Origin of the sequence: Limnospira platensis NIES-39 (assembly GCF_026000695.1) — a bacterium.
Classification (GTDB): domain Bacteria; phylum Cyanobacteriota; class Cyanobacteriia; order Cyanobacteriales; family Microcoleaceae; genus Limnospira; species Limnospira platensis.
Map to the genome: position 1 here is coordinate 4,760,147 of NZ_AP026945.1, position 25,511 is coordinate 4,785,657.

General features: G+C 44.3%; 32 protein-coding genes and 2 pseudogenes. 21 read left to right on the top strand and 13 right to left on the bottom strand.

Annotated features, from left to right (window positions below; all coding sequences use genetic code 11):
- Positions 1-162 precede the first annotated feature (162 nt).
- Positions 163-1,644, bottom strand: a complete 1,482-nt coding sequence (locus N39L_RS23395) for a CIA30 family protein (protein WP_006618043.1) — start codon at positions 1,642-1,644, stop codon at positions 163-165.
- Between N39L_RS23395 and N39L_RS23400 the strand changes: the two genes are divergently transcribed.
- The 3 genes from N39L_RS23400 to N39L_RS23410 all read left to right on the top strand — a co-directional run bounded on the left by N39L_RS23400 (position 1,643) and on the right by N39L_RS23410 (position 2,340).
- Positions 1,643-1,768, top strand: a complete 126-nt coding sequence (locus tag N39L_RS23400; RefSeq protein WP_286131458.1) for a hypothetical protein — start codon at positions 1,643-1,645, stop codon at positions 1,766-1,768. The two genes, N39L_RS23395 and N39L_RS23400, sit on opposite strands and share 2 nt — an antisense overlap.
- Before the next feature lie 10 nt (positions 1,769-1,778).
- A complete protein-coding gene (locus tag N39L_RS23405; protein WP_014276543.1) occupies positions 1,779-1,901 on the top strand; it encodes a hypothetical protein in 123 nt (40 codons plus the stop codon).
- Between the two features lie 67 nt (positions 1,902-1,968).
- Complete coding sequence (locus N39L_RS23410) at positions 1,969-2,340, top strand: hypothetical protein (protein WP_006618042.1); 372 nt, start codon at positions 1,969-1,971, stop codon at positions 2,338-2,340.
- A 150-nt stretch (positions 2,341-2,490) separates the two neighbouring features.
- On the opposite strand, the gene N39L_RS23415 is transcribed toward N39L_RS23410, so the two are convergent.
- The 4 genes and pseudogenes from N39L_RS23415 to N39L_RS23430 all read right to left on the bottom strand — a co-directional run.
- Positions 2,491-2,904 (bottom strand): NACHT C-terminal alpha/beta 1 domain-containing protein, encoded by a 414-nt coding sequence (locus N39L_RS23415; RefSeq protein WP_014276545.1) that lies wholly within the window; start codon positions 2,902-2,904, stop codon positions 2,491-2,493.
- Positions 2,905-3,750, bottom strand: a complete 846-nt coding sequence (locus tag N39L_RS23420) for a HEAT repeat domain-containing protein (RefSeq protein ID WP_373869265.1) — start codon at positions 3,748-3,750, stop codon at positions 2,905-2,907.
- A gap of 166 nt (positions 3,751-3,916) precedes the next feature.
- Positions 3,917-4,852, bottom strand: a pseudogene (locus tag N39L_RS23425) (IS630 family transposase).
- Between the two features lie 91 nt (positions 4,853-4,943).
- Positions 4,944-5,396 (bottom strand): annotated as a pseudogene (locus tag N39L_RS23430) (hypothetical protein); the annotation flags it as partial.
- A gap of 257 nt (positions 5,397-5,653) precedes the next feature.
- On the opposite strand from N39L_RS23430, the gene N39L_RS23435 reads away from it, so the two are divergent.
- Complete coding sequence (locus N39L_RS23435; protein WP_006616157.1) at positions 5,654-6,133, top strand: hypothetical protein; 480 nt, start codon at positions 5,654-5,656, stop codon at positions 6,131-6,133.
- Here N39L_RS23435 and N39L_RS23440 read toward each other — a convergent pair.
- Positions 6,130-6,621 carry a hypothetical protein gene (locus tag N39L_RS23440; RefSeq protein ID WP_006616158.1) on the bottom strand — a complete coding sequence of 164 codons (492 nt, stop codon included), beginning with the start codon at positions 6,619-6,621 and terminating at the stop codon, positions 6,130-6,132. The genes N39L_RS23435 and N39L_RS23440 overlap by 4 nt on opposite strands.
- Positions 6,622-6,721: 100 nt before the next feature.
- On the opposite strand from N39L_RS23440, the gene aroA reads away from it, so the two are divergent.
- Positions 6,722-8,074 (top strand): 3-phosphoshikimate 1-carboxyvinyltransferase, encoded by a 1,353-nt coding sequence (gene aroA, locus N39L_RS23445; RefSeq protein WP_006616159.1) that lies wholly within the window; start codon positions 6,722-6,724, stop codon positions 8,072-8,074.
- Positions 8,075-8,303: 229 nt separating this feature from the next.
- On the opposite strand, the gene rimO is transcribed toward aroA, so the two are convergent.
- From rimO to N39L_RS23460, 3 genes are all read right to left on the bottom strand, one after another.
- Positions 8,304-9,623, bottom strand: a complete 1,320-nt coding sequence (rimO, locus tag N39L_RS23450; protein WP_006616330.1) for a 30S ribosomal protein S12 methylthiotransferase RimO — start codon at positions 9,621-9,623, stop codon at positions 8,304-8,306.
- Between the two features lie 156 nt (positions 9,624-9,779).
- The gene (locus tag N39L_RS23455) at positions 9,780-10,889 is read right to left on the bottom strand and encodes a mechanosensitive ion channel family protein (RefSeq protein WP_006616329.1); all 1,110 of its coding nucleotides are present in this window, start codon (positions 10,887-10,889) and stop codon (positions 9,780-9,782) included.
- 17 nt (positions 10,890-10,906) lie between these two features.
- Complete coding sequence (locus N39L_RS23460) at positions 10,907-11,149, bottom strand: (2Fe-2S) ferredoxin domain-containing protein (RefSeq protein WP_006616328.1); 243 nt, start codon at positions 11,147-11,149, stop codon at positions 10,907-10,909.
- Positions 11,150-11,219: 70 nt separating this feature from the next.
- On the opposite strand from N39L_RS23460, the gene N39L_RS23465 reads away from it, so the two are divergent.
- A complete protein-coding gene (locus N39L_RS23465) occupies positions 11,220-11,552 on the top strand; it encodes a two-partner secretion domain-containing protein (RefSeq protein ID WP_006616327.1) in 333 nt (110 codons plus the stop codon).
- Between the two features lie 128 nt (positions 11,553-11,680).
- On the opposite strand, the gene N39L_RS23470 is transcribed toward N39L_RS23465, so the two are convergent.
- Entirely contained in the window at positions 11,681-12,961 is a 1,281-nt protein-coding gene (locus N39L_RS23470; RefSeq protein ID WP_014274811.1) for an IS110 family transposase, read from the bottom strand.
- Between the two features lie 274 nt (positions 12,962-13,235).
- Positions 13,236-13,457: a hypothetical protein gene (locus tag N39L_RS23475; RefSeq protein ID WP_148261874.1), complete on the bottom strand. Its 222-nt coding sequence runs from the start codon at positions 13,455-13,457 to the stop codon at positions 13,236-13,238.
- A 250-nt stretch (positions 13,458-13,707) separates the two neighbouring features.
- On the opposite strand from N39L_RS23475, the gene N39L_RS23480 reads away from it, so the two are divergent.
- The 4 genes from N39L_RS23480 (at position 13,708) to N39L_RS23495 (ending at position 15,114) form a co-directional block, all read left to right on the top strand.
- Complete coding sequence (locus N39L_RS23480) at positions 13,708-14,064, top strand: hypothetical protein (protein WP_014274810.1); 357 nt, start codon at positions 13,708-13,710, stop codon at positions 14,062-14,064.
- A 76-nt stretch (positions 14,065-14,140) separates the two neighbouring features.
- Positions 14,141-14,329, top strand: a complete 189-nt coding sequence (locus N39L_RS23485) for a hypothetical protein (protein ID WP_014276551.1) — start codon at positions 14,141-14,143, stop codon at positions 14,327-14,329.
- 21 nt (positions 14,330-14,350) lie between these two features.
- Complete coding sequence (locus tag N39L_RS23490) at positions 14,351-14,569, top strand: hypothetical protein (RefSeq protein WP_014275993.1); 219 nt, start codon at positions 14,351-14,353, stop codon at positions 14,567-14,569.
- A gap of 53 nt (positions 14,570-14,622) precedes the next feature.
- A complete protein-coding gene (locus N39L_RS23495; RefSeq protein WP_231851948.1) occupies positions 14,623-15,114 on the top strand; it encodes a winged helix-turn-helix domain-containing protein in 492 nt (163 codons plus the stop codon).
- Between the two features lie 277 nt (positions 15,115-15,391).
- Here N39L_RS23495 and N39L_RS23500 read toward each other — a convergent pair whose 3' ends face one another.
- Together N39L_RS23500 and N39L_RS23505 are read right to left on the bottom strand one after the other, a co-directional pair.
- Positions 15,392-15,979, bottom strand: a complete 588-nt coding sequence (locus tag N39L_RS23500; RefSeq protein WP_014276552.1) for a tyrosine-type recombinase/integrase — start codon at positions 15,977-15,979, stop codon at positions 15,392-15,394.
- Between the two features lie 205 nt (positions 15,980-16,184).
- On the bottom strand, positions 16,185-17,147 hold the full coding sequence (locus tag N39L_RS23505; RefSeq protein ID WP_014276553.1) for a hypothetical protein: 963 nt from the start codon (positions 17,145-17,147) through the stop codon (positions 16,185-16,187).
- Between the two features lie 38 nt (positions 17,148-17,185).
- Here N39L_RS23505 and N39L_RS23510 point away from each other — a divergent pair, with 38 nt between their 5' ends.
- The 11 genes from N39L_RS23510 to N39L_RS23560 all read left to right on the top strand — a co-directional run bounded on the left by N39L_RS23510 (position 17,186) and on the right by N39L_RS23560 (position 25,103).
- Complete coding sequence (locus N39L_RS23510; RefSeq protein WP_014274402.1) at positions 17,186-17,698, top strand: hypothetical protein; 513 nt, start codon at positions 17,186-17,188, stop codon at positions 17,696-17,698.
- A gap of 3 nt (positions 17,699-17,701) precedes the next feature.
- Positions 17,702-18,577, top strand: coding sequence for a hypothetical protein (locus N39L_RS23515; RefSeq protein ID WP_014274403.1), 876 nt, complete (start codon positions 17,702-17,704; stop codon positions 18,575-18,577).
- The gene (locus N39L_RS23520) at positions 18,574-19,146 is read left to right on the top strand and encodes a hypothetical protein (protein WP_014274404.1); all 573 of its coding nucleotides are present in this window, start codon (positions 18,574-18,576) and stop codon (positions 19,144-19,146) included. The genes N39L_RS23515 and N39L_RS23520 overlap by 4 nt, the downstream gene beginning before the upstream one ends.
- Positions 19,143-20,987, top strand: a complete 1,845-nt coding sequence (locus tag N39L_RS23525; protein ID WP_014274405.1) for a hypothetical protein — start codon at positions 19,143-19,145, stop codon at positions 20,985-20,987. Before N39L_RS23520 ends, N39L_RS23525 begins: the two co-directional genes overlap by 4 nt.
- A 2-nt stretch (positions 20,988-20,989) precedes the next feature.
- Positions 20,990-21,430: a hypothetical protein gene (locus N39L_RS23530; protein ID WP_014274406.1), complete on the top strand. Its 441-nt coding sequence runs from the start codon at positions 20,990-20,992 to the stop codon at positions 21,428-21,430.
- A gap of 4 nt (positions 21,431-21,434) precedes the next feature.
- Positions 21,435-22,412 carry a hypothetical protein gene (locus N39L_RS23535; protein ID WP_014276554.1) on the top strand — a complete coding sequence of 326 codons (978 nt, stop codon included), beginning with the start codon at positions 21,435-21,437 and terminating at the stop codon, positions 22,410-22,412.
- Between the two features lie 27 nt (positions 22,413-22,439).
- On the top strand, positions 22,440-23,639 hold the full coding sequence (locus tag N39L_RS23540) for a hypothetical protein (RefSeq protein WP_035738191.1): 1,200 nt from the start codon (positions 22,440-22,442) through the stop codon (positions 23,637-23,639).
- Between the two features lie 146 nt (positions 23,640-23,785).
- Entirely contained in the window at positions 23,786-24,154 is a 369-nt protein-coding gene (locus N39L_RS23545) for a hypothetical protein (protein ID WP_014274796.1), read from the top strand.
- A gap of 21 nt (positions 24,155-24,175) precedes the next feature.
- Entirely contained in the window at positions 24,176-24,529 is a 354-nt protein-coding gene (locus N39L_RS23550) for a hypothetical protein (RefSeq protein ID WP_014275196.1), read from the top strand.
- A gap of 3 nt (positions 24,530-24,532) precedes the next feature.
- Positions 24,533-24,952 carry a hypothetical protein gene (locus tag N39L_RS23555; protein WP_014275197.1) on the top strand — a complete coding sequence of 140 codons (420 nt, stop codon included), beginning with the start codon at positions 24,533-24,535 and terminating at the stop codon, positions 24,950-24,952.
- A gap of 1 nt (position 24,953) precedes the next feature.
- Positions 24,954-25,103, top strand: a complete 150-nt coding sequence (locus tag N39L_RS23560; RefSeq protein ID WP_014274412.1) for a hypothetical protein — start codon at positions 24,954-24,956, stop codon at positions 25,101-25,103.
- Positions 25,104-25,511 lie beyond the last annotated feature (408 nt).

A 25,511-nucleotide genomic window follows, 5' to 3' on the forward strand; every position in this document is an offset into this window, starting at 1 on the left:
GTGTTAATTAAAAAAACCCGGTTTTTGGTGTAATATACCTGATTTTAGGGAAGACTATAAACCGGTAATAACTATTTAATATCAGGTTAATTTTCCGAGTTTCCATAAATAATAAATCAGCGGGCATTATCGCCCGCTTTCACTATTTAAGGAAGGTAATCTTCAATCAGGTTGGAGAGTCGCAAATAACCCCGACTCTGGTTCAGAATGTTGAGGGCGATCGCCATTAGCCAAAGCCTTCACCTCCACAGTCACATTAGTAGCAGATGGTTCATTTAATGCCTTAATACAGAGTTCCGCAATATCCTCTCGACTGACTTTCCCCTTAATAGTATCTCCCTGATCTAACATCAAAGCCTCGCCGCCAGGTTCTTCCGTCATAGCGCAGGGGCGAATAATCGCATAGGGAATATTACTCGATCGCACTACATCTTCCCCCCGCAATTTCCAGGTTAAAATACCTCCCAATTGGTCATTCATCCGCACTGCCGGAGGTTCCTCGTCTAAATTTAATCCAGGTTTTCCCGGACGAGTCACACCGGCAGAACTCACCATCACCAACCGAGGTTTAGCGGCGTTTCCGTAGGCTTTAATCGATTCAATTTCCAGTTTAAAAATACCCGGTTCAAACTTAGGGTTTAACTCCCCATCATATTCAAACTTACTCAGCATCAATTGAAAAGCATAGACCGATTGAGGATTAAAACCAGGATTATCTTTAAGGGTTTTGGCGCGAAACACAGGAATCAATTCTTTAAAAGGAATCCTGATAGTCATGGGAATATTATAAACCGTATCAAAGGAATAGCAATAACCAATACTATCCCACTTTTCATCACTGCGGGCAATAAACTTATAACGCTTGCCATCTCCTTTAACACGCAGTTCAATTCCCGCAAATTCTGATAAATCTAAAGGGGGTTCAAAATTCCGAGTTCTGATAGAGACAAACCCCCCAGAATTAGCCGTCGAAACATTGCCCGTAAATAAAGCAGCATCACCAATTAGTAGCAGGGAACTTTCACTAACTCCCCCCATCACCACATCATCTAAAGCCCCCCAAGTCGCTTTTAGTTCAGCGTCTGGCTTGGTAAAGTCAAACAGAATTTTTTGACCCAAATTCCGCAATGTATTAGGGGTAGCATTAATCAGATTTTGAATGCCTTTATATTCCACCAATTCAGGAATATCAACTACCTCCGGCATATAAAATTTAATCCCTTGATAGTATTTTTCGCGGGTGGGGGTATCCCCTTCTACGGGTTGGACTCGGGTTCCTGAACAACAAATAATTGCCGTCACGTCCTGCATTACTTGGGGTGTCAGGGTTTCGGGGATGGTTAAATCAGCCTCAATGATATCAACCTTATTTCCCAGAATTTCTAGTCCCCGTTTCCGGTCTCGAACCAAGGCCCTTACTTTGATACCCTGTTGCTGGAGGCGTTTAACCACCCGCTTACCTACTCCCCCCGTCGCGCCAACGACTAGGACCACTTCAGAGGGGGGACTGGGTGGCTTGGCTTCCCCCCCAAATAGCTTCTGTAGCCACCGACAACTACCTAGAAACGGAATTACGCCAAAATAGTTGAGGGTTTTCACAAACCGACTGATGTCCCAAGGTGCTTTTTGATTTTCTGTAGCCATGTCTGTCCTTCAGGTGTTGCTGTTTACTATATTAAGATATGTTACAGAATCTATGGGGTCGGTGATTACCCGTTCTCTGGCGGTGGGTATTTGTGCTAAGGTATGGGTGGCACGGATAGCATGATATTCATTCTATGGAAAACATTGATTGGGAAACCGCGATCGCTGCGGGATTAGCTGCCACAATTTTTTTAGGTGCGATGCTGATGATGTTCACTAATTTTTGGACAACAGCCCTGCGGAAAAAAGATGATTAAATTTTGGCAAAGATTCAGGATTGTGGAGTAAAAATCAGCTATATTTTCGGAAGTTCTACCATTATAAATGACCATGATTTTAGATTTCAGTAATATCGCCGAATTTTCCCGGACTAACTGTGGGATGATTTGCGCCTTCTTGGTACCGATGAATTTAATCGCTACTCTGCAAACCATGATCTTTACAGCGGTGGGACGTTCTCAGCAGCAAATATTATTGATGGCGGCATTGGCGAGTTTATATGCTGGTGTTCTGGTGGCTCATGTTTGGACTTGGTTTGCGATCGGTGTGGTGATGGCTCCCACATTTATTCTCTTATTTTTGGCGGCGGTTTGTGTCAGCATTAATATTTGGGCGATCGCTAAACCCACCCATATATCTCGCCTAATTCAATTAGTGATTTCCCTGGGCAAAAATACCCTACAACCGAACACCTAAGCGTCATCAATATGGTAGTAACTTAGGGGTGGCTGCCATCGCCTTTTGGTGTCACCAACAACAGCAATTATAGCCCAGTTTCCCGCAACCGGGTTATAGCAGAGCCATGTCCGATGATCAGGGATTGAATTTACTGCTAATTTCACCGGTTCATCGTGCCAAGTTTTGCAACCACTGGAGGAGATGGGCAATCAAATCGGGGTCGCTTTCTAGGAATTGCGGTAATCGGCACTCCGGGAGGGGTTGGGGGACAACCACCGCCATGGGGGGTGAGTCGGTGGGTTCTTCGTAGAGGATGAGGGCAATTGGATGGTCGCTGAGGTCATCCTCGCAGTAGGCTTGTAATTCGGCAATGGTACCGGGTTTACCGTCGGGACTGGCGGGACAACCGGCTTTTTTCAAGGTGGTGTAGATTGGCAAGGCGGGGTTGCTGGGGTCGCTGAAGCGGCTGCGATCGATGCAAATGGGTTGGCAGTTGAGGGGGTGGGTTTGGATGGCTTGGTTGAGGATTTGGGGGAGAAGGGCGAGGTTACACTGTTGAATAAAGGAGGTGTTGTCTTCCACTTAGGGATGAGGGGTGGTGGGGAGATTGTGCCAGGGTTGATAAAATTCGGGATAGGGGAGGTTTTCGGCACAGTTGCAGATGAGTTTGTAGCATTTAGCGAATCGTTTAAAGTTGTCTCTGTAGGTTTCATCGCTGAGGCAGTCTTTTAAGGCGGAGACGACTCCTGCATATTGTTCAGGTGTGGTGAGGATTTTCCCTAAACTATCTGCCGCCTGAATACGGGTAAATTTATCCTCAGTAGTGCCGATAATTTCAAGCAATCCAGCGATCGCCTTGGAATTTCCTGGGTCGATTTTCCCTAAACTATCTGCCGCCCACCTACGGCTATTTTCATTCTCAGTAGTGCGGATAATTTCAAGCAATACAGCGATCGCCTTGGGATTTCCTGGGTCGATTTTCCCCAAACTATCTGCCGCCCACCTACGGCTATTTTCATTCTCAGTAGTGCGGATAATTTCAAGCAATACAGCGATCGCCAAGGGTCTAATGGTTTGTGGTATCACCTCTCTCGCCGCTTCTTTGATGGGGTCTAAAAAGGTTCGCCATTCCTGTTTTTCAGTATTGAAATAACCAAACCCCCACTTCACCACCTGCCGCACCATCTCGGTAGCCAGAGAACAAGCCTTAAATTGATTAATCCCAGCAGCAGCCAGCAAATAGGCTTGATATCCATAAAAATCTCTGACCCCACCCTTAAATTCAACCAACGCCCGAATAAACTCCTCCTTCTTCTGGGCCTTAATATCCTTACGCCCCAACCAACACAAAATCACCTGCTTCCACTGCTGCTCAAAAATCCGATACCGCATCCCCGCCACCGGAAAATTAACATGATTCCGAGGCATAAAATAATCCCAATCCTCCACCGTCAAGGCTGCAAAATACTCCTGAAACGTCGCATGATAAAAGGCCAAAATACTACTATCGCCGCGTCCATCTCTGCCCACCCGATTTAACCAACCCAACCGCAACACCAAATCAGCCCACGAAGTCTTACAGCTTGTTCGATATTTAATTAGTACAGTAACCGCATTTAGTAAACCAGTTCTTAAACGTATTTCCATCAGCATTAGAGCCAGTTTAATTAACTGTTCTAGTGCTTCCATTGCTCGTGTTGGAAACATTCTGACCACTGACTTAACCGTTGACCACAACATTTCAATAGGATTGAAATCTGGTGAGTAGGGTGGTAAATATTCTACTCTGGCTCCCGTAGCAGTGATCATTTCTTCAATGCCCTCCATTTTATGGATATTAAGGTTATCCATAACTACGACATCCCCTGGATTCAGTCTCGGAACCAAGTCCTGTTCAATAAAATCCTGAAAATCTTTACCTTTCATAGAGCCTTCTATGGCTTTTTTAGCTACCAATTATTCGATACTTATGGCTCCAATTAAGGTAATTTTTTGTCTTAATAAAAACGTATTAAATATCATGCTTTTTTGCCTTTTTTACTCCTCGCTATAGAGGGACTCATCCCTACCCAGAAAGCTGTCTCATCAATGAATATCATTTTTGAGGTATATCTCACCCGCTCTCGGTAATCAAATCGCTGTTGTTGACCTTCTTCCGTTGCTACCTTTTCTGACCGGTAATTTTTTTTTAAGAGTTAGTTCTTCTTTTTTGAGGAATTCACACATTCCTCCGACGCTGACATAAACATCCAGCTCATTTAGGAGATGTTCTCGATACTGTCGAACTGTCCCATCTGGGTAATCTTGTACCATCTGAATAATAAAGTATCGATAAGATTATAGCTGGCTAGGACGATTGAGCCCGGGCTTTTGAGGAGTTAGATCTTGAGTTTCTCGATATTTTTTTGATATAACTATGAACAGTAGCAGGACTCATCATAAATTGCTCTGCAAGTTGCCTAATTGAGCCTTGGCCTAATTGATAGGCGGTGACCACTTTTTTCCTAAAAGCAACAGAATAACGGCTCATGGGTGAATCCAGTTGGAATTGAGTTTAGCCCTAGTTGATCACCAAGTTGTTATAGGTATTCATTGTTACACATATTTAATGAACAAGCTGTCATAGCGCTTTCCAGTCCCTTGGGGAGAAAGTACACCCCACTCATCCAGTTTTCCAAGTCTACGGTAGCGCCAAAATCTGCTAAGATGGCAGGGGATACGGTGGGGGTCAGAATCCACAACCGGGGTGATTCTCCGGGAGCGAGCCGTCTTTTTTCCCGAGTGGCTTGGCGTTCCCATTGCGCCTTCATATCTAGGAACTTCACCAGACAACTGCGAATTTCTCTGGGTTTAACAGGATTGCTAAAAGGCTCAAAAACCTCACTGGTGGTGGCTAATCTTCCCAATAAGCCTAGGTTACTAGCCGAGGCGAGATTTTCCGGGCGGGGTGTGAAAAAGATGTCAATTTCTCGCCTTTCTGAAGCCATGGTTTTGCTGGTTTCAGTTGCACCTAATTGCTTTAAGAGTTCCTGGATATATTGTTTGGTGAATTGGTCGTAGATAAATCTGGTCATTTATAGCTGTTTTCGAGGTCTCTAATTATTAATTAGACTCTAGTCAGGCTCCGACAGCAGTCCTCAATTGCTGCCTTCACCCCCCCCCGACTGAGAAACCGGGTTTCTCAAAGAAACCGGGTTTCTTGACCCCCCCGACTCAGAAACCGGGTGATTTTCATTATGATGTCTTGCCATGGGGGTAGTTTTTTGAAATAATAGCCAGGTATCAGTTAAACTAATCAACAAATCCCATCAATGGGAGGGTACGATCGCAGATGATTTTATCTCGTGGTAAGTGTTTAATACTCAGCTTGCTGTTAACGACTTTCTTGGGCGGCTGTTATACGCGAAAAGCTAGGCAATGCGAAAAACTAATTGATGTGGTACACCGGGGTAATTCCTTAATTACAGCCCAAGGCGATCGCTACGATATAGCGACTACCAAACAGTTAGCCGTAGCACTTGATGGCATCGCTAACCAAGTAGAAAAACTAGATATTCACAACGAGGAATTACAAACTTTTCAAAATGGTTATAGCCAGAGTTTCCGGGAGATAGCCATAGGTCTCACCCAAACGGCTCAGGTGCTGGAAACCGGACAAACTATCCCCGTTAGCTTTCAAGGACGACAACAACTTAAACAAGCCAAACAACAAATGCACCAAGCCACAATCAGGACTCAGCAAGCAGGCGATCGCCATGATAATATAACCCAGGAAATGCTAGTTTATTGTCCTCCGAAATCGACTAATTAATGGTGAATTTTTAGCAGTAAAACATAGTTACCTAGGCGCAATTTTTCCGACCAAAGTTCATACTCCAGTCGCAAAAATTCTGGCAGGGGATAACCAACTAAAGTTAGGTCGCGGGTAAAATTTCGCAGGCGAATTTGATTCGGTAAAGACTCCGACTGACCCTGAAGATAATAACGACTGAGCCCGTACATCCCTTTTTGCCATAGATGACGATAGCTAAATTTACTGTTCCCCTGCATAGTCATGACGGCACGAGCGGGGGACACTTCCAACCACAGGAGTCTGGGTGGGTGACATGGCGGTACAATGGGGACTCGATCGCCATGACTCTCGGATTGATAGTCTAACAGATCTGGTTCCTGTAGGATAAAATGAAACTGCTGTTTGTCTTTTTGGTACAAGGTAGCCGCTGTCTCAATTTGCGATCGCAGTGGTAAATCCGTAGAAATCCAAGATAGACTAACAGGCTTGCGGTGATGAGTGAGCATAAAATATCTTGTTAATTGATAGGATTTTCAGTCCTGATGGGAACTCAGGACCCCTAAAGCGATAGGATTTGAATATCAATCCTTATCTACATCTATCCTAATGCCATCTGTAGTTGTCACCCTAGAAAATACAGAAAACCAACAGAAACTCAAAATTAACCCTCCCTCTTCCGGTTTATCCCTCCAGGGTAGCCTTACCATTCCTGGGGATAAATCTATCTCCCACCGCGCTTTAATGTTAGGAGCCCTAGCAGAAGGAGTTACCACCATTGAGGGTTTACTCTTAGGCGCAGATCCTCGCAGCACGGCTGAGTGTTTCTCTGGGTTGGGGGCAGAAATTTCGGAGTTGAACTCACAACAGATTAAGGTCAAAGGCTGTGGTATCGGTAATTTACAGGAACCCGATCGCGTCCTTGATGCTGGCAATTCTGGCACTACCATGAGGTTAATGTTGGGGATTTTGGCTTCTCACCCCGATCGCCTCTTTACTATCACAGGCGACAGTTCCCTGGTAAAACGACCCATGGATAGGGTTATTAGACCTCTCACCCAAATGGGGGCGACTATTTGGGGGCGGCGATCGGGTTCTTTGGCTCCTCTGGCGGTTCGTGGCCAACAACTCCAACCGATTCATTATCATTCCCCCATCGCTTCGGCTCAGGTCAAGTCCTGCATTTTATTGGCTGGATTGATGGTAGAAGGGGCTACAACCGTGACGGAACCTGCCTTGTCAAGGGATCACACGGAACGAATGCTAAAGGCTTTTGGGGCGCAATTAACAGTGAATCCAGACACTAACAGCGTGACGGTGTTCGGACCGGCTAAATTGCAGGGTCAAACTGTGATTGTCCCTGGTGATATCAGTTCGGCTGCTTTCTGGTTGGTGGCGGCTTCTATTGTTCCGGGTTCGGATATAACCATCGAAAATGTGGGGGTTAATCCCACCCGGACGGGGATTTTGGAGGCTATGGCTATGATGGGGGCTGATATTGAATCCCAAGGAGAAAGGCTTGTGGCGGGGGAACCTGTGGCAGATTTACGAGTCCGTTTCTCGCGATTAAAAGCCTGTGAAATTAAGGGTGATTTGATTCCTCGGTTAATTGATGAAATTCCGATTTTGGCAGTGGCGGCGGCTTTTGCAGAGGGGACTACTACGATCCGAGATGCGGCGGAATTGCGGGTTAAAGAAAGCGATCGCATTACGGTTATGGCTACGGAATTGACGAAAATGGGGGCGAAAATTTCGGAGTTACCTGATGGCTTGGAAATTACTGGCGGTTTCCCTTTACGGGGGGCTGAAGTGGACAGTGACACGGATCATCGTATGGCTATGAGTTTGGCGATCGCTGCTTTAAATGCCAAGGGTTCTACTACTATTCATCGCGCCGAAGCTGCGGCTATTTCCTACCCTGATTTTGTCGAAAGTCTACAGCAATTGATAATTAATAATTGATAATTTCGTAGGGGCGGGTTCTGCTGTCAATTAAATCTGTCACCGAGAAGACTAATAAACCCGCCCTCTATTGATAATTGATAATTGATAATTTCGTAGGGGCGGGTTCTGCTGTCAATTAAATCTGTCACCGAGAAGACTAATAAACCCGCCCTCTGGCGACAGGTGTCAATTAAATCTCTCGGCGAGAAGACTCATAAACCCGCCCTCTGGCGAGAGGGGGAGAAAGTCAATTTTCTACGGTGTGACCATAGAGGTCATAAATATCAGCATCGGTGATTTTCACAGAAACTAAGGACCCTAAACGGGCGTTTCCTTCCACATAAACTAAGCCATCGACTTCCGGCGCAAACCTAGCCGATCGCCCTATGAACTCCCCTGTAGAGGGGTTTTCTTGTTCAACTAAAACATCCACCACCTCACCAATACACTGGCGGTTACCCTTGAGAGAAATTGGCTGTTGTACCTGCATTAGTGCATCCCGTCGCGCGTCCATTACCGCCTGAGATACGGTGTTATCCAGAGTATAAGCGGGGGTTCCTTCTTCGGGGGAGAAGGTGAAAACACCAACATGATCAAATTCGTGGCGTTTCACAAATTTGAGGAGGTGTTCAAAGTGGCTGTTAGTTTCTCCCGGAAAACCGACAATAAAAGTAGTCCTAATTACAGCATTAGGCATAGCTGTTTTAATATTCTCAATAATATGGTCATTAACCTGACCCTGCCATGGACGGTTCATGGCGCGGAGAATTTCCGGGTGGGAATGTTGTAGGGGTAGGTCTAGGTAGGGGAGAAAATTGGGGGTTTCGGTGATCGCATCAATGACTTTAGGAGTTAGTCCGGTGGGGTAAGCGTAGTGCATTCTGATCCAGGGTACATCAACTTTACCCAAGGCGCGGATCAGGTCTGCGAGTTTTGGTTCACCATAAATGTCGGTTCCGTAGTTAGTGGTAATTTGGGAGATTAACACTAATTCCTGGACTCCCTGATCTGCCAATTGTTTGGCTTCGGTAACTATTGATTCAATGGTACGCGATCGCTGATTTCCTCGCAAGTGGGGAATAATGCAAAAGGCGCACCGATAGTTACACCCTTCGGCTATGCGTAGGTAAGCGACCCCTTCCGTGGTTGTCCGATAACGGGGGACGGTATGATCAGCAATATAGGTGGGGTCGGCAGAAATTTCCGAGACGCGATCGCCTTTTTCTACCCGATTAATTACATTAACAATTTTATGATAATCTCCGGTTCCTACTACTGCTACAGCTTCGGGAAGTTCATCAAGTAATTGTTCCTGGAAGTGTTGCACCATACACCCAGTAATCACTACTTTTTTATGGGCTTCGGCTAGTTCAACTATGGTGTTGACGGACTCTTCTCTGGCTGATTCAATAAAACTACAGGTATTCACTACCACATAATCAGCAGCCTCTTCGTTGGAGTCTACTTGATATCCGGCTTCGGCTAATAAACCGATCATGTGTTCGGTGTCGATGCGATTTTTTTCGCAACCTAAATGGGAAAATGCGATCGTTGGCTTGGTTGCCATAGTTGATAAAAGTTTGGATGCACAAACTCGGAACAGTACAAGTATACCATTATAGCTGTTAACATGACAATTGGCAATGGCATCAGTCAACTGATAACTACTTTTCTGTAATTCCGGTTTAAGGAATTTTGGGGAAGTGTGAGGGCGCTTTTTATTCTAAGGGTTCAAAATCTGGCTGAGAGGTTCACGGCTGGGGCTGTTTTTGGGGCTATTCAGACCATCAAAATAGGTAACTTGAGTTGGATAAGCAAACTCAATCCCCCTTTCTTCAAAGGCAGATTTTAGTTGATAATTAATCCGCTGTTGTATATCCATATACATGGCATAATCGCTGCTGAGAACATAGTAAACAATCTCAAAGTCTAGGCTAAAGTCTCCGAAACTTGAGAAGTGCGCCCGGTCAAATAGGGTGTTTTCTATAGGTTCGATAATCTCTCGAATGAGGGCGGGAATTTGTTGTAGTTTCTCCTGGCTGGTTTCATATATGACACCAATTTTAAACAGTATCCGCCGCCTTTCCATGCGTTTATAGTTATGAATACGAGAGGCGGTGAGGTTGGTATTAGGAACTACTACTTGTTCGCCACTTATGCTTTTAATGCGGGTGGTTTTAATCCCTACATAATCAATGCTTCCCGCCATGTCCCCAACTACGATAAAATCGCCGATTTCAAAAGGGCGATCGAACAGGATGGAGAAATAACTAAATAGGTCTTGTAGGACTCCTTGGGAGGCTAAAGCAATGGCTACACCCCCAATTCCTAAACCCGCTACCACGGCGGAAATATTGAAGCCGAGGTTATCTAGCACAAAGATAATTCCTAATACCCAGGCGGCGGTACGAATGGCTGGCAATAGGGCATTTAGGGCGCGGTCTACGGTTTCTATGTCTCGACGATTTAACCAGTATAACCGCATAGCATATTCAGCGAGGGATACCACCAGCCTCACACCTAAAAAGGTGGAGAAAATTAAGGCGATCGCATTAATTAAATTACCGAGAATTGGGTGCAATGATAAGTTAGTGATTGCCACATAAAATATAGCCACATAAGCCAGGGGGATTAGGGCTCTATCCCCAATTTTCACCAAGGCATCATCTAACCGACTATTGGTTTTAACCGCCCAGAGTTTTAACCGCCTCAAAATCATTTGTTCGATGACTCTGATGGCTAAAATACCCAACACAATAATCACAAAAGCGATTAAATAATCAGATAGGGTATTGGTCAATAATTCTTCTTGTAAAATCTCTAAAATATCCATCGTCAATTTTTCAACTGTTAACTGTCAATAGATGCCCAAATACTGGGGACTTGTTCTGGTGTAACGTGATCATACCAGACTTGCTCCGGTAAGACCAAAACCATCGGCCCATTACCACAGGACCCCAGACAGCCGCTAGGAGTAATGACCCCGACGGAAAAATTGGCAGCCTGAAAAGCCTGTAAAACCTTGGCTGCGCCTTGTTTACGACAGGTCCGATTATGACATATTATGATTTGGATAGAGTTAGATACAGACATTAGAGCGAAAAAAAGTCCTGATAGTTTAAAATTGGGTAGCAGAAAGGGTTGAATCTGCACGAGTGTTAAAGTGTTGAGGCAAAAATCACAGCAACCACAGCAAATTTACTATCAACCGGGGTTTCTTGGTTTAATGGCTTGTGCCATGTATTTTAACCTGTGTACGTTATCATCACCCGCACTCGCCCAGATTAGACCAGATGGAACCCTACCTCAAAATAGTATAGTCACTCCCCAAGGTAATGTTATCAACATCGAAGGTGGAACCCAAGCGGGAAATAACCTCTTTCATAGCTTCGGGGAATTTTCCCTTAGCACTGGTAGCATCGCCTTATTTAACAATAGCCTAGATATTCAGAACATTATCAGCCGGGTAACGGGGGGAATGCCATCAAATAATTGATGGTCTGATACAAGCCAACGGAGTCGCCAACCTATTTCTATCTTATTCCCAAACTTTCACCAATAAAAACCCCGACCTAGGGAATTGGATCGGGGTACAGGGCAATTAAGCTAATTCTATGGGGATTATTACCGCATATCCCAGAGAGCCTTAAAAAGCGTCTCAGCTAGTTTCCTGGATGTGGCATTCCTGGCAGCCTTGAGCGCAGCCCCAGACACTTTGTTCCCTTTGTGGTATGCTCTAGTTACCCAATAAACTCTAAGCGAATGAGCCTCTGGAGATTTTGGTAGGCAATCGTAGGGGGTTGTCGCGATCGCACCCCCACCCGGTTTCTGTTCGCGATGAGTCCCCCTCTCGATTGCCCGGACAACAAACTGATGCAAGGTCGATCGCGTCTCTTTACTTCCCGTAAAACTACTACGAGTATCAGCCTTTCCAGATTGCACTTGAGTAGCCCCCAAACCACAAAGCTGTCGAAATCGTCTCATAGCCTTAGACTTGGGAAGGCATTTAAACATCTCATCAAACGGAACGCACCGAGTAAGTAGCCAGCCTCGTTCCCGGCAGCCAAAACCAAACTTGTCAAACACCCGATGGTAGCAATCAAACTCTGGTAGGTTCAGATAGCTTAGTAGCTCTTGCTCTACCATTGCCTCTGACTGATGCCACATACAAATCTGTTGGGCTAGTCGCGCTGTTACTTCACTAATCCCCGTGCCTTCCCCCGCCGCGATCGCCTTCGCGTATTCATTGTCAAACTTGGTTTTAATCCCTTTGGGAATTTCCCAACTACCTTGGGAAGTCCAGCCACAAGCCCAACCCCACCACGCAGGCAGTTTGTCCGGGTCTAATTTCCCAGATTCTTTTTTAACTCTAACTTTTGCTTTGGCTGGAAACTCATAGACCAGTCGAGACTTGGCTTGGTTTATCGTTTGGGTGCGGGGCTTGTTGAATGACCCAATATCTCTTAGGCATTGTTCAATTTTCGCTACTTCTGGCGGCCGCTCCCTTACCCAATACCTGCGATCGTAGGCAATTTGGTAATGCTGGAAGTATGTGGCAACCATGAGCAAAGCATCGTAGGGGTCAGACTTGTTAGACGTTCCCCCATAGCTTTTCCGAGTGTCCTTAATCATCGTCTGATCTACTTTCAGCACAGGGATTCCCTCCCGATGTAAGCAGTCAATCCAGAATCTGCTATAAGTTCGGGTCGGCTCTAATATCACCACAGACGGCTCCAAAGACACAAGAAACTGGATAGACTTTGCATTTGCTTCTAGCTTTCGGTGGCACTCAGCAAATGCGGGAGACTCGTAAAAATCCCGCAACGCACCCGCTGGCATAAATTCTAGCCACACGGCATCGCACCACGATGAGCTAACATCAAGGCCTACAATTAAACTATTCATTTTTAACCTCTAGTGTTGTGGTTAATCGTTCCCACGAAGCTGTTACGGCTCTCGCCCATTCTATCTGGGGGAACAAATCTCCCTAGAATCTAACCGGGGTTGGAACCCGGCTAGAAGCAATTATTGACTTCTGCCCCCAGTAACAGGTTGGGGAGGGAAACCTCCCATTTCAATTCGGGGGGGCTAGTCATCAATGCGGTGGGAATCACCCGGTTATCCGCGACTTCCCCCCAGGTGTAAGGGGAAAGTTTCGTCCTTTACCGGCTAGGACTCATCAGGCGGTGAAATCTAGATCTTCTAAAGCTGATAGTGTATATTCCAAGTCTGCATAAATTTGATTGTGATACATTTCAAGCTGCATTGCATAATTATGCACATTTTGGAATCGTTCATCATTAGAGATAAAATCGATAACTCTTAGGTGAGTAATGGTGTTATCAATTTCCATTTTGGCTTTAATTAAACAGTTCAAGAAAGAGACTGCCTCTCGTGTCAAATCGACCCACGCGCAAAGAGAATTTTCATCCTCGCCAAACAAGTGACCAGGAAAATCCGCTGATGTTTTTTGTCCAGGCGGTGAAACCCGCTAGGCGAATTGGCGGCCTCGGCTTTTGGTTTGACCATAGGCTTTTTACCTATATATAGGGTGTGCTTTTGCGATCGCCTGACCAACCCCAAGGCGATCGCATAAATCTACCAGCTTCCCCGCTCTCAACATCCGGCTTTTTACCTATCGCGCTCGAATAATGGAAAACCCGCAGCACACTGTACGGGGAAAACAAGAAGTCAGTCTCGATGACGTTAACGGAAACAGCTGTCGGGCTACTGGATCAGATGGCTATGGAGCTAAATCTGAATCGGTCCGAATTGGTGGAACAGATTGCCAGGGGGATAATTTCCAGTCAAGCGGGGAAAGTGTCCCCGGAACAGGCGGGAAAATTCTAGACCTGTTGGAGGAGTTGTTTGCTGGTTTCCATGAGTATGTCAAAAGCCATGAGGCTCGATTAGAGCAAAGACTGCAAGCAAACCGAGACTATCAATCTCAAATGAAAAAACAAATGGAGAACATCCGACAGGAGATTCTCCAACAGGTCTCTAAATAAATTGAGCGCCCCTCGTGCCCACGGGGGGTGCTTTCTATTTTGGCACGCAGTTAAACCCTCAACAAATAGACAATCCATGGCACAACATCTTTCTAACCCTCAAACTGTCACCGGTGAAAAGGCGATCGCTCATAAAGTCACCGATTCCGTCACCCTGGGTGACGCAAAAGTTAAAAATTTAAACGCGCCGTTACGCGCGATCGCTCATAACCCGACCGACACAATCCCAAGCGTTCCCCCAGAAGTGCTGGAACTTCAGTCCTAAGTGCTGGAACTTCAGTCCTAAGTGCTGGAACTTCGAGACCTTATCGGGAGGAATTATGCAGCTTTCCGCCAAGTCGCCCGTTATCTTGATGTGGCGATCGCCCTAATTCATGAAAACCGTCCCTTTCTAGCGAGGCTTTTCTTGGTTCGCAGCATAGCCAAAAACTCACAATCGATACTTTTGGCTATAAATAGTCGAACGATACCTGGGGAAGATGATGATAGGGGGTCAGGCCGATGAAGGGAAAATCTAAGTCACCGGGGCAGCTTTCCCTCTCAATTCCGTCACCCTGGGTGACGGATTCTGAAAGTGTAGAACCATTCGATCCTTTTTGGGATGATATGGCTGTCTTGAAACATCTTAGGGACTGTCCCAATCAAGACCACAAACAACTCGCTCAATCCACTGATATCCCGGTGTCTCGTGTAGTCAAGTCTCTGGAAAGGTTACGCGAGAAAGGTAAGGTTAAGTATTTGGGATGGATAGCCGTCACCCTGGGTGACGAAAATTTATCCCCGGTGAACACTTTTCAGAGCGATCGCCTAACTGTTCGCTGGAAAGCTAAGTCAACCGCCCAAGACACCAACGGGAATAAATATGCTTACCTATATAGGGGAAAAAAGCAGGTTTGTTACCTTGCCGGCCCCCATCTATCGGAAAAAGCTAAAGCGATCGCCAACCAAGTAGAACAGTGGATCGAGTCCGGCTTGTCTCTCGAAGCTATCCTAGAAAAACTTCCCGCACTTAAATCGGGTGGTTGGAAATCCCCAGATAGCAACTCCTAAATTTTCCACAGGGGGAGACTTTACTCCCCCGAAAAATTTTATGATTTTACAGAAAAATTAATGAGCATTTTCCAACCCTAAACAGCGCTATTTGCTACTGTAAAATGGTTAGCGCCGTTGGCTGTGTGTAAGAGTCTTTGATGTTTTAGACAAAATACCAAGCAGCCCGGTTTAGTGCTAAAATTGGCGGAATCTAGGGCAGTTACTTCTCGATCTGTGTTTGGCTAGTAGCACCCACTTTCCTCTGATGTCTGGCAACCTTAAGTCATCGACTGCCTTAGATTTCATCGATCGCGTCTCGGATTTTTTGAGGATCAGCATCAATGTAGCGCTGCAAAGATGCCATAGATTTGTGACCTGTGATAGCCATGATGGTTCTGGTATTGACTCCCTTGTTATAAAGTTTGGTAATGAAAGTGCGGCGGTAACTGTGAAGCGAGTAACCCTCATTTTGTAAACCCAGTTGAGCGATCGCTTTTCTGTGGAAAGAGTCGATCGCTTGAACTGTCACCGGTGAACTGTGGTCGGATGGGCTAGGAAAAAGCCAGACACTACCACCAGGTCGGTAGGTTCTCAGAACTTCTCTCAATTTTTGGGAGACGGGAACCTGTCTCACCCCAGCATCTTTCCCAGCCGATCGCTTCCTAGTTTCTGACCTAAAAGTAATCTCCGGCAAGGCAATCTGAGAACTGCCATCGGCGTAGACATCAGAAACTTGCAACAACCTAACGGCTCCCACCCGTTCCCCGGTGTATCTCATTATGGAAAGTAGAGTTTGTTGCCAGGGATATTTGCAGCGTTTGATTATCTTGTCGGCGATCGCATCAGGAATGATTGATGCTTTACCAATGCGGTTTTTTTTCATGAATTCGTGTCTGTAGGGAATTTCCCCCAGTTGCCTAGCCGACGAGGCAAAGCGATCGGCTTACCTATATGACTATTGTAGGGTTCGGGCGGGGAGAATATTAGTTTTCGCGCCGACTTGGGGGAAAGTTTGGCGGCGAGCGATCGGATCAGCCTTCTCTATATTTGTTTACTAACCGGTAATACTCTCCCCTATTTTTGTGAATTTACCAATCCTCCCATGGTGAAAACTGCGTTATCTCAAATTCTCCCCCTTGTTTTGGGTCTGTGCTGTTGGGCGTGTAAATGCAACGGCAAAGTCCTAATCCGGGAGCTAAAAAAGAACCTTCAGCTTTAAACAGCAAAATATAGCGAGACAGAGTAGGAGTCAGATTAAAAGCTCCCCCTGTGTCAGGAACTGTAATAACAGAGCATCGATTTGTTATCCATTTTTCAAGATTATCTATGTCAATATGTGAACTGAAAACATTAGAAAACAATGCAACTTGAGATATTGCCATCCACATGGTTTCACGAGGACATAGTAAAATCTCGATATTAGTTCCTTCCTTGATAACAGACGTAGAAATTCCGTCATTCCCAATGTATGCATAAAGATTATTGGTAATATTAAAAACATATTGTTTACCGGGCAAAAAAACATCAAATTGCCAGGCTCTAACTGCTCCCTCTGTTGTAGTCCACGTTCCCCAGAACCTATTATAAGTATCTACGTCATCATAATTAACTTGAGAATCAGAACTTATAAACGATGGAAGTTTGTTTATATTGGAATCTAAGGAAATAAACGGTCTAATTGATAAATCTGGGATAGGCATATCGTCCTCTATTTCGCTTCCTATGTTGTAGTCAATTTCCGTATCTTGGCGCACCCAGATAGAGAGAATCTGAGTTGTGGGGCTGCTTGCTAAAACACCAATCCCTCCATCACTCCCATCGGAGTAGAAGCCATTTTCAAAAACAGGTAAGGATAAATCAGACCCTACCCACCGAATAGAAAAAGGATTGTCGGCTTGGATGGTGATTTCCCGACGGACTAATAATGGCGTGGCGGGGACTATTTCAATCTCTTCCCCTGCGGTGAGTTGAAAATAACCTGACTTAATATGGCGATAATAAGCGCCGCCGCCCCCGCCACCGGTAGGACGCATTGCCAATCGAATCGGCATTTATAGTAGAATAAAAATAACCACTTCTATTGTCTCACATGAACATCACTCCGGGAGTCTATCCTGATTTTTCCGAAACCACATTAGAAGCCTTAACCTTAGCTATGGGGCGGCGATTGCTACAAAGGCAAAAAAACCTGACGATTAACTTCACAGGAAAAGACGTTATGGATTTAACTCTCAATGAAGAGGATTCTGTTGTCAACCTGGATATTGACGAGCTAGAAACTTATATAGAAGGTGGCGCGATTAAAGTCCAAGAGCCGTTTGTTGATGCCTTTGAACCCGGTATAGGCAGTTACCCCTTTAACCAAACCAATTTAGCTAGTGCTTTACTGCATTTAGTTGTACATCAACACATAGCAGAATTTAGTTTCGAGCTAAACCCCGAACCCGCCAAACAACATTGTGATTTTTCTATCCGACCTAACGTTAGGGGAAATGGAACTTATCCATTAATATGCACCATCACTTTAACAGACTATCCCGTAATCATTGACTACACTAATGGTATGACTTCAACCGCACAACCATACTTATTGACACCTTAAACTATGGCAGAAAATCGCTGTTCAGAAACCGACACATTTTCATTTGAAATTAATCAAAGTAATGCCAGTAATTATGTTAATGACCCATTAACACTTGGGGCTGTTTCTAGTGCCGTTAATTCAATATCTGCCAATATTGACCCTAGATGGCTATGGCGGGCTAATGCCTTCCTAGAAAGTCTCACCGCCTCAGTTTGGTGTCCAAGTTTTCCCCGGTCTCCTTATCCTGAATTTTACCCAGAGGATTCGGCGGCAGAAAGAGCAGCTAAATTAATGAAATTAGAGAGTAACCATCCTAAATTTGGGCTGCAATTGCTTAGAAGGAAAAGCGCCACAGGTCCATGGATTGAGGCAGCTTGTCCTATCATTCAAAATCGAGGGAGGCGGTTTTATGTTCCTCTAATTAATCCTTACTTAACAGCAAACGAGGTCAAAATATTTGGCAGGTTTGACCGGCTAGGTTTAAGTTTTAAGGATTATGGCAACGGCATATTAGGGGGCGGTTCAATAGCCAGTAATCGCATCTATGACACTCTTTACATCGAGGGAGAACATAGAGTAGAATTAGATTTAATATTGATGGCTAAACGTCCGGCTAATACAGTGATGAACACAGTCACTGTAAGCCCTAATCCCATGTTAATAGCCCCCGCTAATCTAAGCCGTGCTTATTTTGAAATCCAAAATCAGGGAGAAATTGAGCTCCTTTGGGGCTTTGGAACATTGGGGAGTAACGCGACAAGCCATCCGTTCAAAATGCCACCCGGCCAGATTTATTATCCAGGTAATGTAGCCGGATTTATACCAACTGACGCGATATGGGCAAAAGTAAAAGAGGGAACGACAACTGTTCTGATTATGGAGAGTTCTTATCAATGACCACAGTTTTATATAGCAGTGAAAAACCCCAGGATTTAGGTCATCTACCAGCGGGACAATATGAACTGGCTGCAGTTAATTTGTGGGATAGTAATTTATCATCAATGCTTTATGCTAAAAAGGTGATATACAAGCGCCACTTTTTGCTTCCCGGTTCTCCATCTGATGCTTTTCCTTTCATTCGAGAGTTAAAAGCCTTGGCTAATGTTCCCATACAATACAGGACAATTAATGAATTTCCGAAAACGGATCGACAAACAACTAAAACAGATTCAAGCAGTAGGGGGGACTATCGTTTTCTTGTTGAGCAATGGTTAGAGAGAATTGAGTATCTATGCCAAACTTTTGATTTTTTAGAAGTGTTGCCAGTCACTGCCATGTTAAGGTCTTGGAGAAGCCCGTATCTGCCTAATGCTTATTTTATGCTAAAAAAACGGGAAACGATTAATTCGGTTTCTTTGGAAGCGATCGAGGCGATGGAACCAGAATGGCTGACTGATAATCGGGTGTTGTCTGAGGAGGGATGGAGGCAATTATTTATTAATTGGGATGAGGAATTTTTGTCATGAGAGAGGTAGAAGAGCGAAGCAGGAGGGTGAAAGACATTGTTAGAAATCGCAACTACAGGCAAGCTGTAGATGTAATAAAAAGAGAGGTCAAAAGATTAGAAGCGGATGATAAATCCAGAGTTAGAGTAAGGTTTCCCCGCGATGACGGTGATATTGAGATAGATGTTGGGGGGATAGTTGATTTTGCCCGGTCAATGTTGCCCAAAGCAAGCATAGAAGCTGAGGATTTACAGGATGGTGGAACTAGGAGAGGGATAAAAACCGAAAAGATTGGCAGCACGGCTCGCGGATTTGTAGACCTTGATGAGGATGGAAACCCCAAAGGTTTGGGGGGAACAATTGACAGTAACAACGATGCAAATGTCTCGGTTTACCTTGGGGAATGCGAGCAATCGATGAGCGTAACTATTGGGGGTAAAACGGTTACCTTTGCCAGAAATGTTTGCGAAGATGATAAAGACGAGGAAACAGAGGAAGATGAAATTGAGACAAGCGAAGATGAAAATGATCTTAGACCTCCTAAGCTCGATATCCCTCGACCTCCGGCTGGATATTCTCGCCAGTTAGGGGAACTCTATCTAGTTAAAAAAGTATTCTTTTTGTGGGGGTGGTTTCCAACTTTTACGGAAGCAGGATTAAATTTTATAGCGGAGGGTGAGGGTACAATAACATCAAAATCAAACTTAATACGCTCTCTTGAATTTCAAAATGAACGTTGGGCGTTCGAGTCTATAACTTTTATGGGAATAGTGCCAGTTTCGGAGACTAGACAGCTTTTTGGGAGATGGGACAGAAGACAGTTTAGAGATGTTCAAGTTGGAGTATACTTTAACACTGTTAAAGCGGTATTTCAACTAGAATATATCAAGAAATCTCCTACATGGTTTCCCCAGCGTGTATGGACATCATACCCGATGCTTTCACCTAGTTATTTGAAATCAGCCCAGCAGATTAATGTTGCGGTGGCTCCGATAGTTTTTAACCAAATAGAACCAGAAACTGGTAACTATATAAGCCATCAACTTTATCGTAGATATATAGACTGGTGCCTTTACCTGGTACCTCTGCCTTATACAGAGAATTTACCTGAACCAGAGCCACCGCCAAGTTTACCAATATTACCAGATGATATGGACAAAAACTGCTGTGAAGAGTTGATTAAGATGACTCGGGAAATACATAAAGCCCTAGGGGTCAGGAAATTGTTAGAGAAGAACTTCCAAGTTCCGTCTAATATGATGATACCAGAAGGTAAAGGTAATCATGCAAATAAGGATTATCTGGAAATCATGTCTGACCTGTTTAAAACCATAGATAATTATGGTTTTGATGCTCCGGTTACTGTTAAAGTTCAGGATACGAATAAAGCCCAAAAAGGCGACCAGTCTATAGAGTTAAAGTTTAACTCGCTGGGGGCTATATTAAAGGCTCAGACTGAACTGTTGATTGAGTTGAAAGGTGATAGTGCTAACCGGTTAAATATTCAGATTCGCCTAGCTTATATAATGACGAGAATGTATCGGACTTTAGCTAAGTTATATTACAGAACGTCGGCGATTTTGGACGGGTTGGGAATTCCTATTATCTCGAAGGTGGTGACTTTACCGATTGAGTTTAATGTGTTTGGTAAAAAACACTGGGGAGCTGGTAAGGGATTCGGTAAGGATAGTAAAAAGGGTCATGAGCCTAAACTTGATTTAAACGATGAAGACACGACAGAAGCTATGTTGCCCGATTTATTAGAGATTCGTGATTATGAAATAGAGGTTGATGAGTTTAGGTTTAAAAGCACTGACCTTTATGAGATAATTTTGAATATGGCAGCTAAAATGAGGACATAATCGTGACCAAAAGAAATCCCCCCCGTGGTTCTAATCGCCCTCCGAGCGATTCCGGTAGTGGTAGGAAACCACCATCTAAAAAAGATGAAAAAGCCGGGTTAAGAACTGATACCAACAACAGAATAGAGGAAGCGATCGCTGTCTTGGATTTTCGGCTACATTTAGACTATTTAAATATGGCTTCAGCCGTTGGGGGCGGCGACTTTGAAGAGTTTAAACGTTCTTGGTTGATGAATTATTATAATGCGATGACAGAACCGAGGTTTAAAGACAAGCCCAAAAGTCCTCCTAGTAAAACAGAGCGCCCCCGCCTCTTAAAAACTAATGATGAGTTGATGATGAATCGCCAAATCAAATCCGACAATTTGTCATCAAGGGAAAATCTAACTGAATTTCGCCGAAGTAAAGACTTATTACCATTCGACGCTGATAATATAGGTTAAGATTATGTCTAATGTTGTAGGGATAGACCAGAGAGAACTAACTTCAACCGCTATAGCTGGCGGTGCAATGTCTTCACAGTGGTTTAATGCTTTTTCGACCCCTTTTTATCAGCAGATTCAAAGTTTAAAAGCCTTTGATTTTAAGAAGTGGGCGGGTAGTGTCAAGGGCGGAGCTTTAGTTATTGCAGAAAACATCAAAAAAGGGAACTGGGGTTTTTTCAAAGAATGGCTACAAGAGGCTCCTCTGGTTCCTAAAATAGCCGGGATTGTAGCGGGTGGTTTAATTGCTGGGACTGTGCTGATTGTTGGCGGACAAGCATTAGGGTTTGTTGGTGCGGGTGTAGGGAGTTTAGTAGCAGCCCATCCGGCTTTTGTTGGCGGTTTTTTAGGGGTAACAATACCTACAGTGATGAGCAGATTGACCCAAGGGGTTTCTCAAGCCTATAACTTTGATTGGGCAGAATCTGACAAGAAAATGATGGACGATTTAAAACAAGCGGCTAATGCTTTATATGTTCCCTTGGGGGAAACAGTCGGGAAATCATTGGCTAGTTTGGTGGCGGGGAAGGTAGGGCAGTCGGTTAATGCAGCAACGCTAAGGATTCGGGAAGGTGCGATCGCCGCTATGTGTATGATTAACCCGACTATTAAAGAGACTTTGGTGGATGCGTTATCCTCGCTGAGGTATGCGGTGCAAGAGGTTGTTAAAAAAGCACTGTTTGTTATGACTTACATTAACGCCAGAAAAGTAGCAGCCAGGTTGTTGGATAAGGAAGAGACTTGGGGCAAGGAAGGGCAATCACCTTTTATTGTTTCGGAGAAAGTAGAACAAACTTGGGCGAAAGTTAAAGAAGATGAATATTTTGATTGGGTGAATGAGCAACAATGGGAGGGGTTGGAAACAATGGCGGCTACGTTTTTTGAAACCCTCGGTGATTTGTTGTCAGAGCAGGGAACTTATGAGGAGTGGATACCGGTATAAATTCATCACCTGAGAGGAGGGATGTCAATGGCAGACGTTGGAAGACTTACCCAGCAAACTTACATCATGATGGCTCGTCAAAGGCGTATCACGAAGCTATCGGATAAACGCCCGGAACGAGTCCGAATAGAGTTACAACCTAACTGGAACGTTTACCAACTACAGCCAGACAGAAAAAACCCAGATTACAAACTGCTGATGGCTGGCTCTGAGTCAGCCTTGGCATTGCAGTTGTCACAACTGGGATGGATGGAGAAGATGATCGATCATCTTCTCAATGCCAGCGATCTAAAATTCGAGGATTGGTTTGATGTTTGGGCGGCGGGTTATCCAGAACTACGCTACAGAGTGAACCCAAAACTCCCCACATTAAGAACTAACTATCCCGCGTCGAATGTGAGTAATTCCACTGGGGAAACAATAAGCAAATGGAGAAATGAGGTAGGCTCTCGCCCGGCTTACATTGAATGGAAACCTTCAGCCCGAAAAACAGCAAAAGATGTTGGGCTTCACCGCACAATAGAATATTTTCCCGATCGCTCTCAGAACAAATCAGTTGTCTTGACGGGGAACGACAAGGAGCTAATTAGGCAAATCCTACAAATCCACTACGAGGGTGGGGGTAGCAGTGAGGGGATGGATAGCACGGTCTCGACGGGTATTAGTTACCGGGGCGCTCCCAAGGTTGTGCTGTACTTTTTGGAACGGATCGAGGATGTGGAAAAAGGCTACCGACAATTAGAGGCAAGAGTGGGATTCCGTTTGGTGGGAAAAACAGAAAACCCGAACGGAACTGGCGACTTGTTAACTAAGGCTAACATCAGAAATTTGGCTCAGAGAATTGTCCAGAACTTTCTACAACCCGAACAATTTCGTCTTCACAAGGGTAGAGAATCGGTTAGCTACAGAGATAAACGCCAAGGGTTAGAGTCGTTTGTTTTTGCAACTAGCGCATCAGAGGGGATTAATCTTTATCAGCGAATCTGTCGGGTGATGGAAATAGAATTTGATAACTCAAAGGTCTTTACATCGAGCAACCAAAATCCAACCCAAGCGTTTCCTATCACGCCCCCAGAAGTGACGATATTGGGTAACAAAATTAAACCACCCCGCCGCCGTCCGGTCGGGCACGTCTATTTTAGAGAGGCGAAATTGTTTTTAGAGATGCTCAACGAGCCTATCCTTCTCTGTGACTACAACGGGCATATATACAGGAATCCCGATTAGAAGACAACCCCAATATTTTTTTTAGATCAAACAAACTCCCTTGTATGTTCGGAAACCCTATAGGTTTCCGTAACTGTTCCACGCTCTAAAAATACCTGTTATGAATGTAGTGGTAATCAGTTTTAAAGCAACAAGGCAGGTATTCTATGCCCCCTCTAAATAGTTCAACAATTTATAGCTGGGATGCACCCTCGCCAGGGGGTACGGGAACCATTAAAGTAGCTGCCCGGCTTTCTAATCGGTACAATGGCATTGCTACACATCTCGGAATGACCGCCCACACAGATCCAACAAATGTAAATGCACATATGCTTAAGCCAAATAAAGCTGTGCAGGAGGGTTTCTTAATGAAGATGCGAATTAACTACCGAAAAGACAATAAGTATTATGGTGCTGATATTTATGTGCCTACAGACAAGGTTACTGAAGCCATCCAGATACTACCTAACAAGCCCTGGGATGGTACGGGAGTGATAACTTCATGTCGCGATCGTGTACGAGTTGATTACCGTTAATAGAGAAAGGAAAATATATCAATGGCTAGAACGAAACTGTGTCAATTAGTAGATGACACTAAGGTTCGAGTATTTAGAGCTAGTAGTGTGATGTATGACGATAACACTGTAACACATTTGGGAATAGGTCCAGTCGCTGATGCGAATAAGAAGGAGCCAGTTTATGATACTGGGGAATTAATGCGAGCTGGTGTATTGGTGAGACTTTGCGTTAGTTGCAACAATGGAGTTAATAGACCACCAATTACATATAGAATATTTTGCGACGTAGAAAACGTAAACGCTGCTTTACATCATTATAATAGTGGCGGTAAAACCCTAAACGGGAAACCAGTATTGAGAGCTAGTCTAGACCGTCGTCAAGTTATCAAGTAAAGCATGAGTTTTACTGATGCTTATGGCACATGGGAGGTGATAGCTTCAAGCTATCAGCCAAGTCAAGAGTGGATAATTCACAGCCCCCCAGTTACTCAATACTCATTGTTGAGGTTTAAATTTTCAACTGATTGGGGGCGGTGGAAAAATCCCTATGATGGCTATAGGTCAATGCTGCTTATTCGAGGGCATTATTATAATGATTCTGAAAATTCTGACTGGATAACAGAGCAAAGGACTGTATACGTTACAGAGGAACCGCAACTGATTAATTATCCACCAGTTCAAGGGTTTACAGATAACCCCTCGGTGATTAGAAAGTTAGGAGTTCGCCGCCGTTTTTTCAAAAACGCAACATGGATCGAAAATCATCCTACAATGGATCTAAAGTTTGACGTAACAATTGAGGCTTTTGTAAGTTAACATGGACATCTCTCTTAATCAATTAATCGACCATCTCCCAGATGATTCACAGTTTAAAACCTTACTAGAAACATTGGGGGCAAGCGGTGATAGTGTGGACGCTACCGTAGAATTTTGTCATTTAGTAGGGGCATTATATCAAGCACAGTAAGTATACAACCAACAACCAGGAAATAAAGCAATTAATGTGGTCTCAGCAGTAAGTATTAGGCCTGTAATAGAAAGTTTAGACGGGACATTTTTTAGGAGGTTATAAAGAACTCTAGCTTTTTTTGAAAAGTATGAAAATAGTATAATTGTCCCGAACGTCAAAAGTTAGTTGGTCGAAAATTTAAAGCTGCCAGATAATTCGGATTCTATCTGCGTTATCTGGTCAAAGTCTTGAAATTAACCCAAGTCAAATGTGATTAAAAATCCACATCAACAGAGGAGTTAATTCCGCCGTGGATATTGAAATTGAGAAAATTACGGTAATTATAAGTTGGATACTTTCACTCATTAGTACGGTCTGGTATGTATCAGTTCAATACACAATAATTAGAGTACAAGTCAACAGAAA

Coding starts and splice junctions, on each gene's coding strand:
- N39L_RS23470 (WP_014274811.1), bottom strand. CDS start 12,961: ATGAATAGTTTAATTGTAGGCCTTGATGTTAGCTCATCGTGGTGCGAT.
- N39L_RS23550 (WP_014275196.1), top strand. CDS start 24,176: ATGGCTAGAACGAAACTGTGTCAATTAGTAGATGACACTAAGGTTCGA.
- aroA (WP_006616159.1), top strand. CDS start 6,722: ATGCCATCTGTAGTTGTCACCCTAGAAAATACAGAAAACCAACAGAAA.
- N39L_RS23440 (WP_006616158.1), bottom strand. CDS start 6,621: ATGCTCACTCATCACCGCAAGCCTGTTAGTCTATCTTGGATTTCTACG.
- N39L_RS23485 (WP_014276551.1), top strand. CDS start 14,141: ATGGCACAACATCTTTCTAACCCTCAAACTGTCACCGGTGAAAAGGCG.
- N39L_RS23525 (WP_014274405.1), top strand. CDS start 19,143: ATGAGAGAGGTAGAAGAGCGAAGCAGGAGGGTGAAAGACATTGTTAGA.
- N39L_RS23510 (WP_014274402.1), top strand. CDS start 17,186: ATGAACATCACTCCGGGAGTCTATCCTGATTTTTCCGAAACCACATTA.
- N39L_RS23400 (WP_286131458.1), top strand. CDS start 1,643: ATGTCTGTCCTTCAGGTGTTGCTGTTTACTATATTAAGATATGTTACA.
- N39L_RS23500 (WP_014276552.1), bottom strand. CDS start 15,979: ATGAAAAAAAACCGCATTGGTAAAGCATCAATCATTCCTGATGCGATC.
- N39L_RS23535 (WP_014276554.1), top strand. CDS start 21,435: ATGTCTAATGTTGTAGGGATAGACCAGAGAGAACTAACTTCAACCGCT.
- N39L_RS23435 (WP_006616157.1), top strand. CDS start 5,654: ATGATTTTATCTCGTGGTAAGTGTTTAATACTCAGCTTGCTGTTAACG.
- N39L_RS23460 (WP_006616328.1), bottom strand. CDS start 11,149: ATGTCTGTATCTAACTCTATCCAAATCATAATATGTCATAATCGGACC.
- N39L_RS23540 (WP_035738191.1), top strand. CDS start 22,440: ATGGCAGACGTTGGAAGACTTACCCAGCAAACTTACATCATGATGGCT.
- N39L_RS23545 (WP_014274796.1), top strand. CDS start 23,786: ATGCCCCCTCTAAATAGTTCAACAATTTATAGCTGGGATGCACCCTCG.
- N39L_RS23555 (WP_014275197.1), top strand. CDS start 24,533: ATGAGTTTTACTGATGCTTATGGCACATGGGAGGTGATAGCTTCAAGC.
- N39L_RS23405 (WP_014276543.1), top strand. CDS start 1,779: ATGGAAAACATTGATTGGGAAACCGCGATCGCTGCGGGATTAGCTGCC.
- N39L_RS23410 (WP_006618042.1), top strand. CDS start 1,969: ATGACCATGATTTTAGATTTCAGTAATATCGCCGAATTTTCCCGGACT.
- rimO (WP_006616330.1), bottom strand. CDS start 9,623: ATGGCAACCAAGCCAACGATCGCATTTTCCCATTTAGGTTGCGAAAAA.
- N39L_RS23455 (WP_006616329.1), bottom strand. CDS start 10,889: ATGGATATTTTAGAGATTTTACAAGAAGAATTATTGACCAATACCCTA.
- N39L_RS23395 (WP_006618043.1), bottom strand. CDS start 1,644: ATGGCTACAGAAAATCAAAAAGCACCTTGGGACATCAGTCGGTTTGTG.
- N39L_RS23480 (WP_014274810.1), top strand. CDS start 13,708: ATGGAAAACCCGCAGCACACTGTACGGGGAAAACAAGAAGTCAGTCTC.
- N39L_RS23515 (WP_014274403.1), top strand. CDS start 17,702: ATGGCAGAAAATCGCTGTTCAGAAACCGACACATTTTCATTTGAAATT.
- N39L_RS23520 (WP_014274404.1), top strand. CDS start 18,574: ATGACCACAGTTTTATATAGCAGTGAAAAACCCCAGGATTTAGGTCAT.
- N39L_RS23420 (WP_373869265.1), bottom strand. CDS start 3,750: ATGCCTCGGAATCATGTTAATTTTCCGGTGGCGGGGATGCGGTATCGG.
- N39L_RS23505 (WP_014276553.1), bottom strand. CDS start 17,147: ATGCCGATTCGATTGGCAATGCGTCCTACCGGTGGCGGGGGCGGCGGC.
- N39L_RS23560 (WP_014274412.1), top strand. CDS start 24,954: ATGGACATCTCTCTTAATCAATTAATCGACCATCTCCCAGATGATTCA.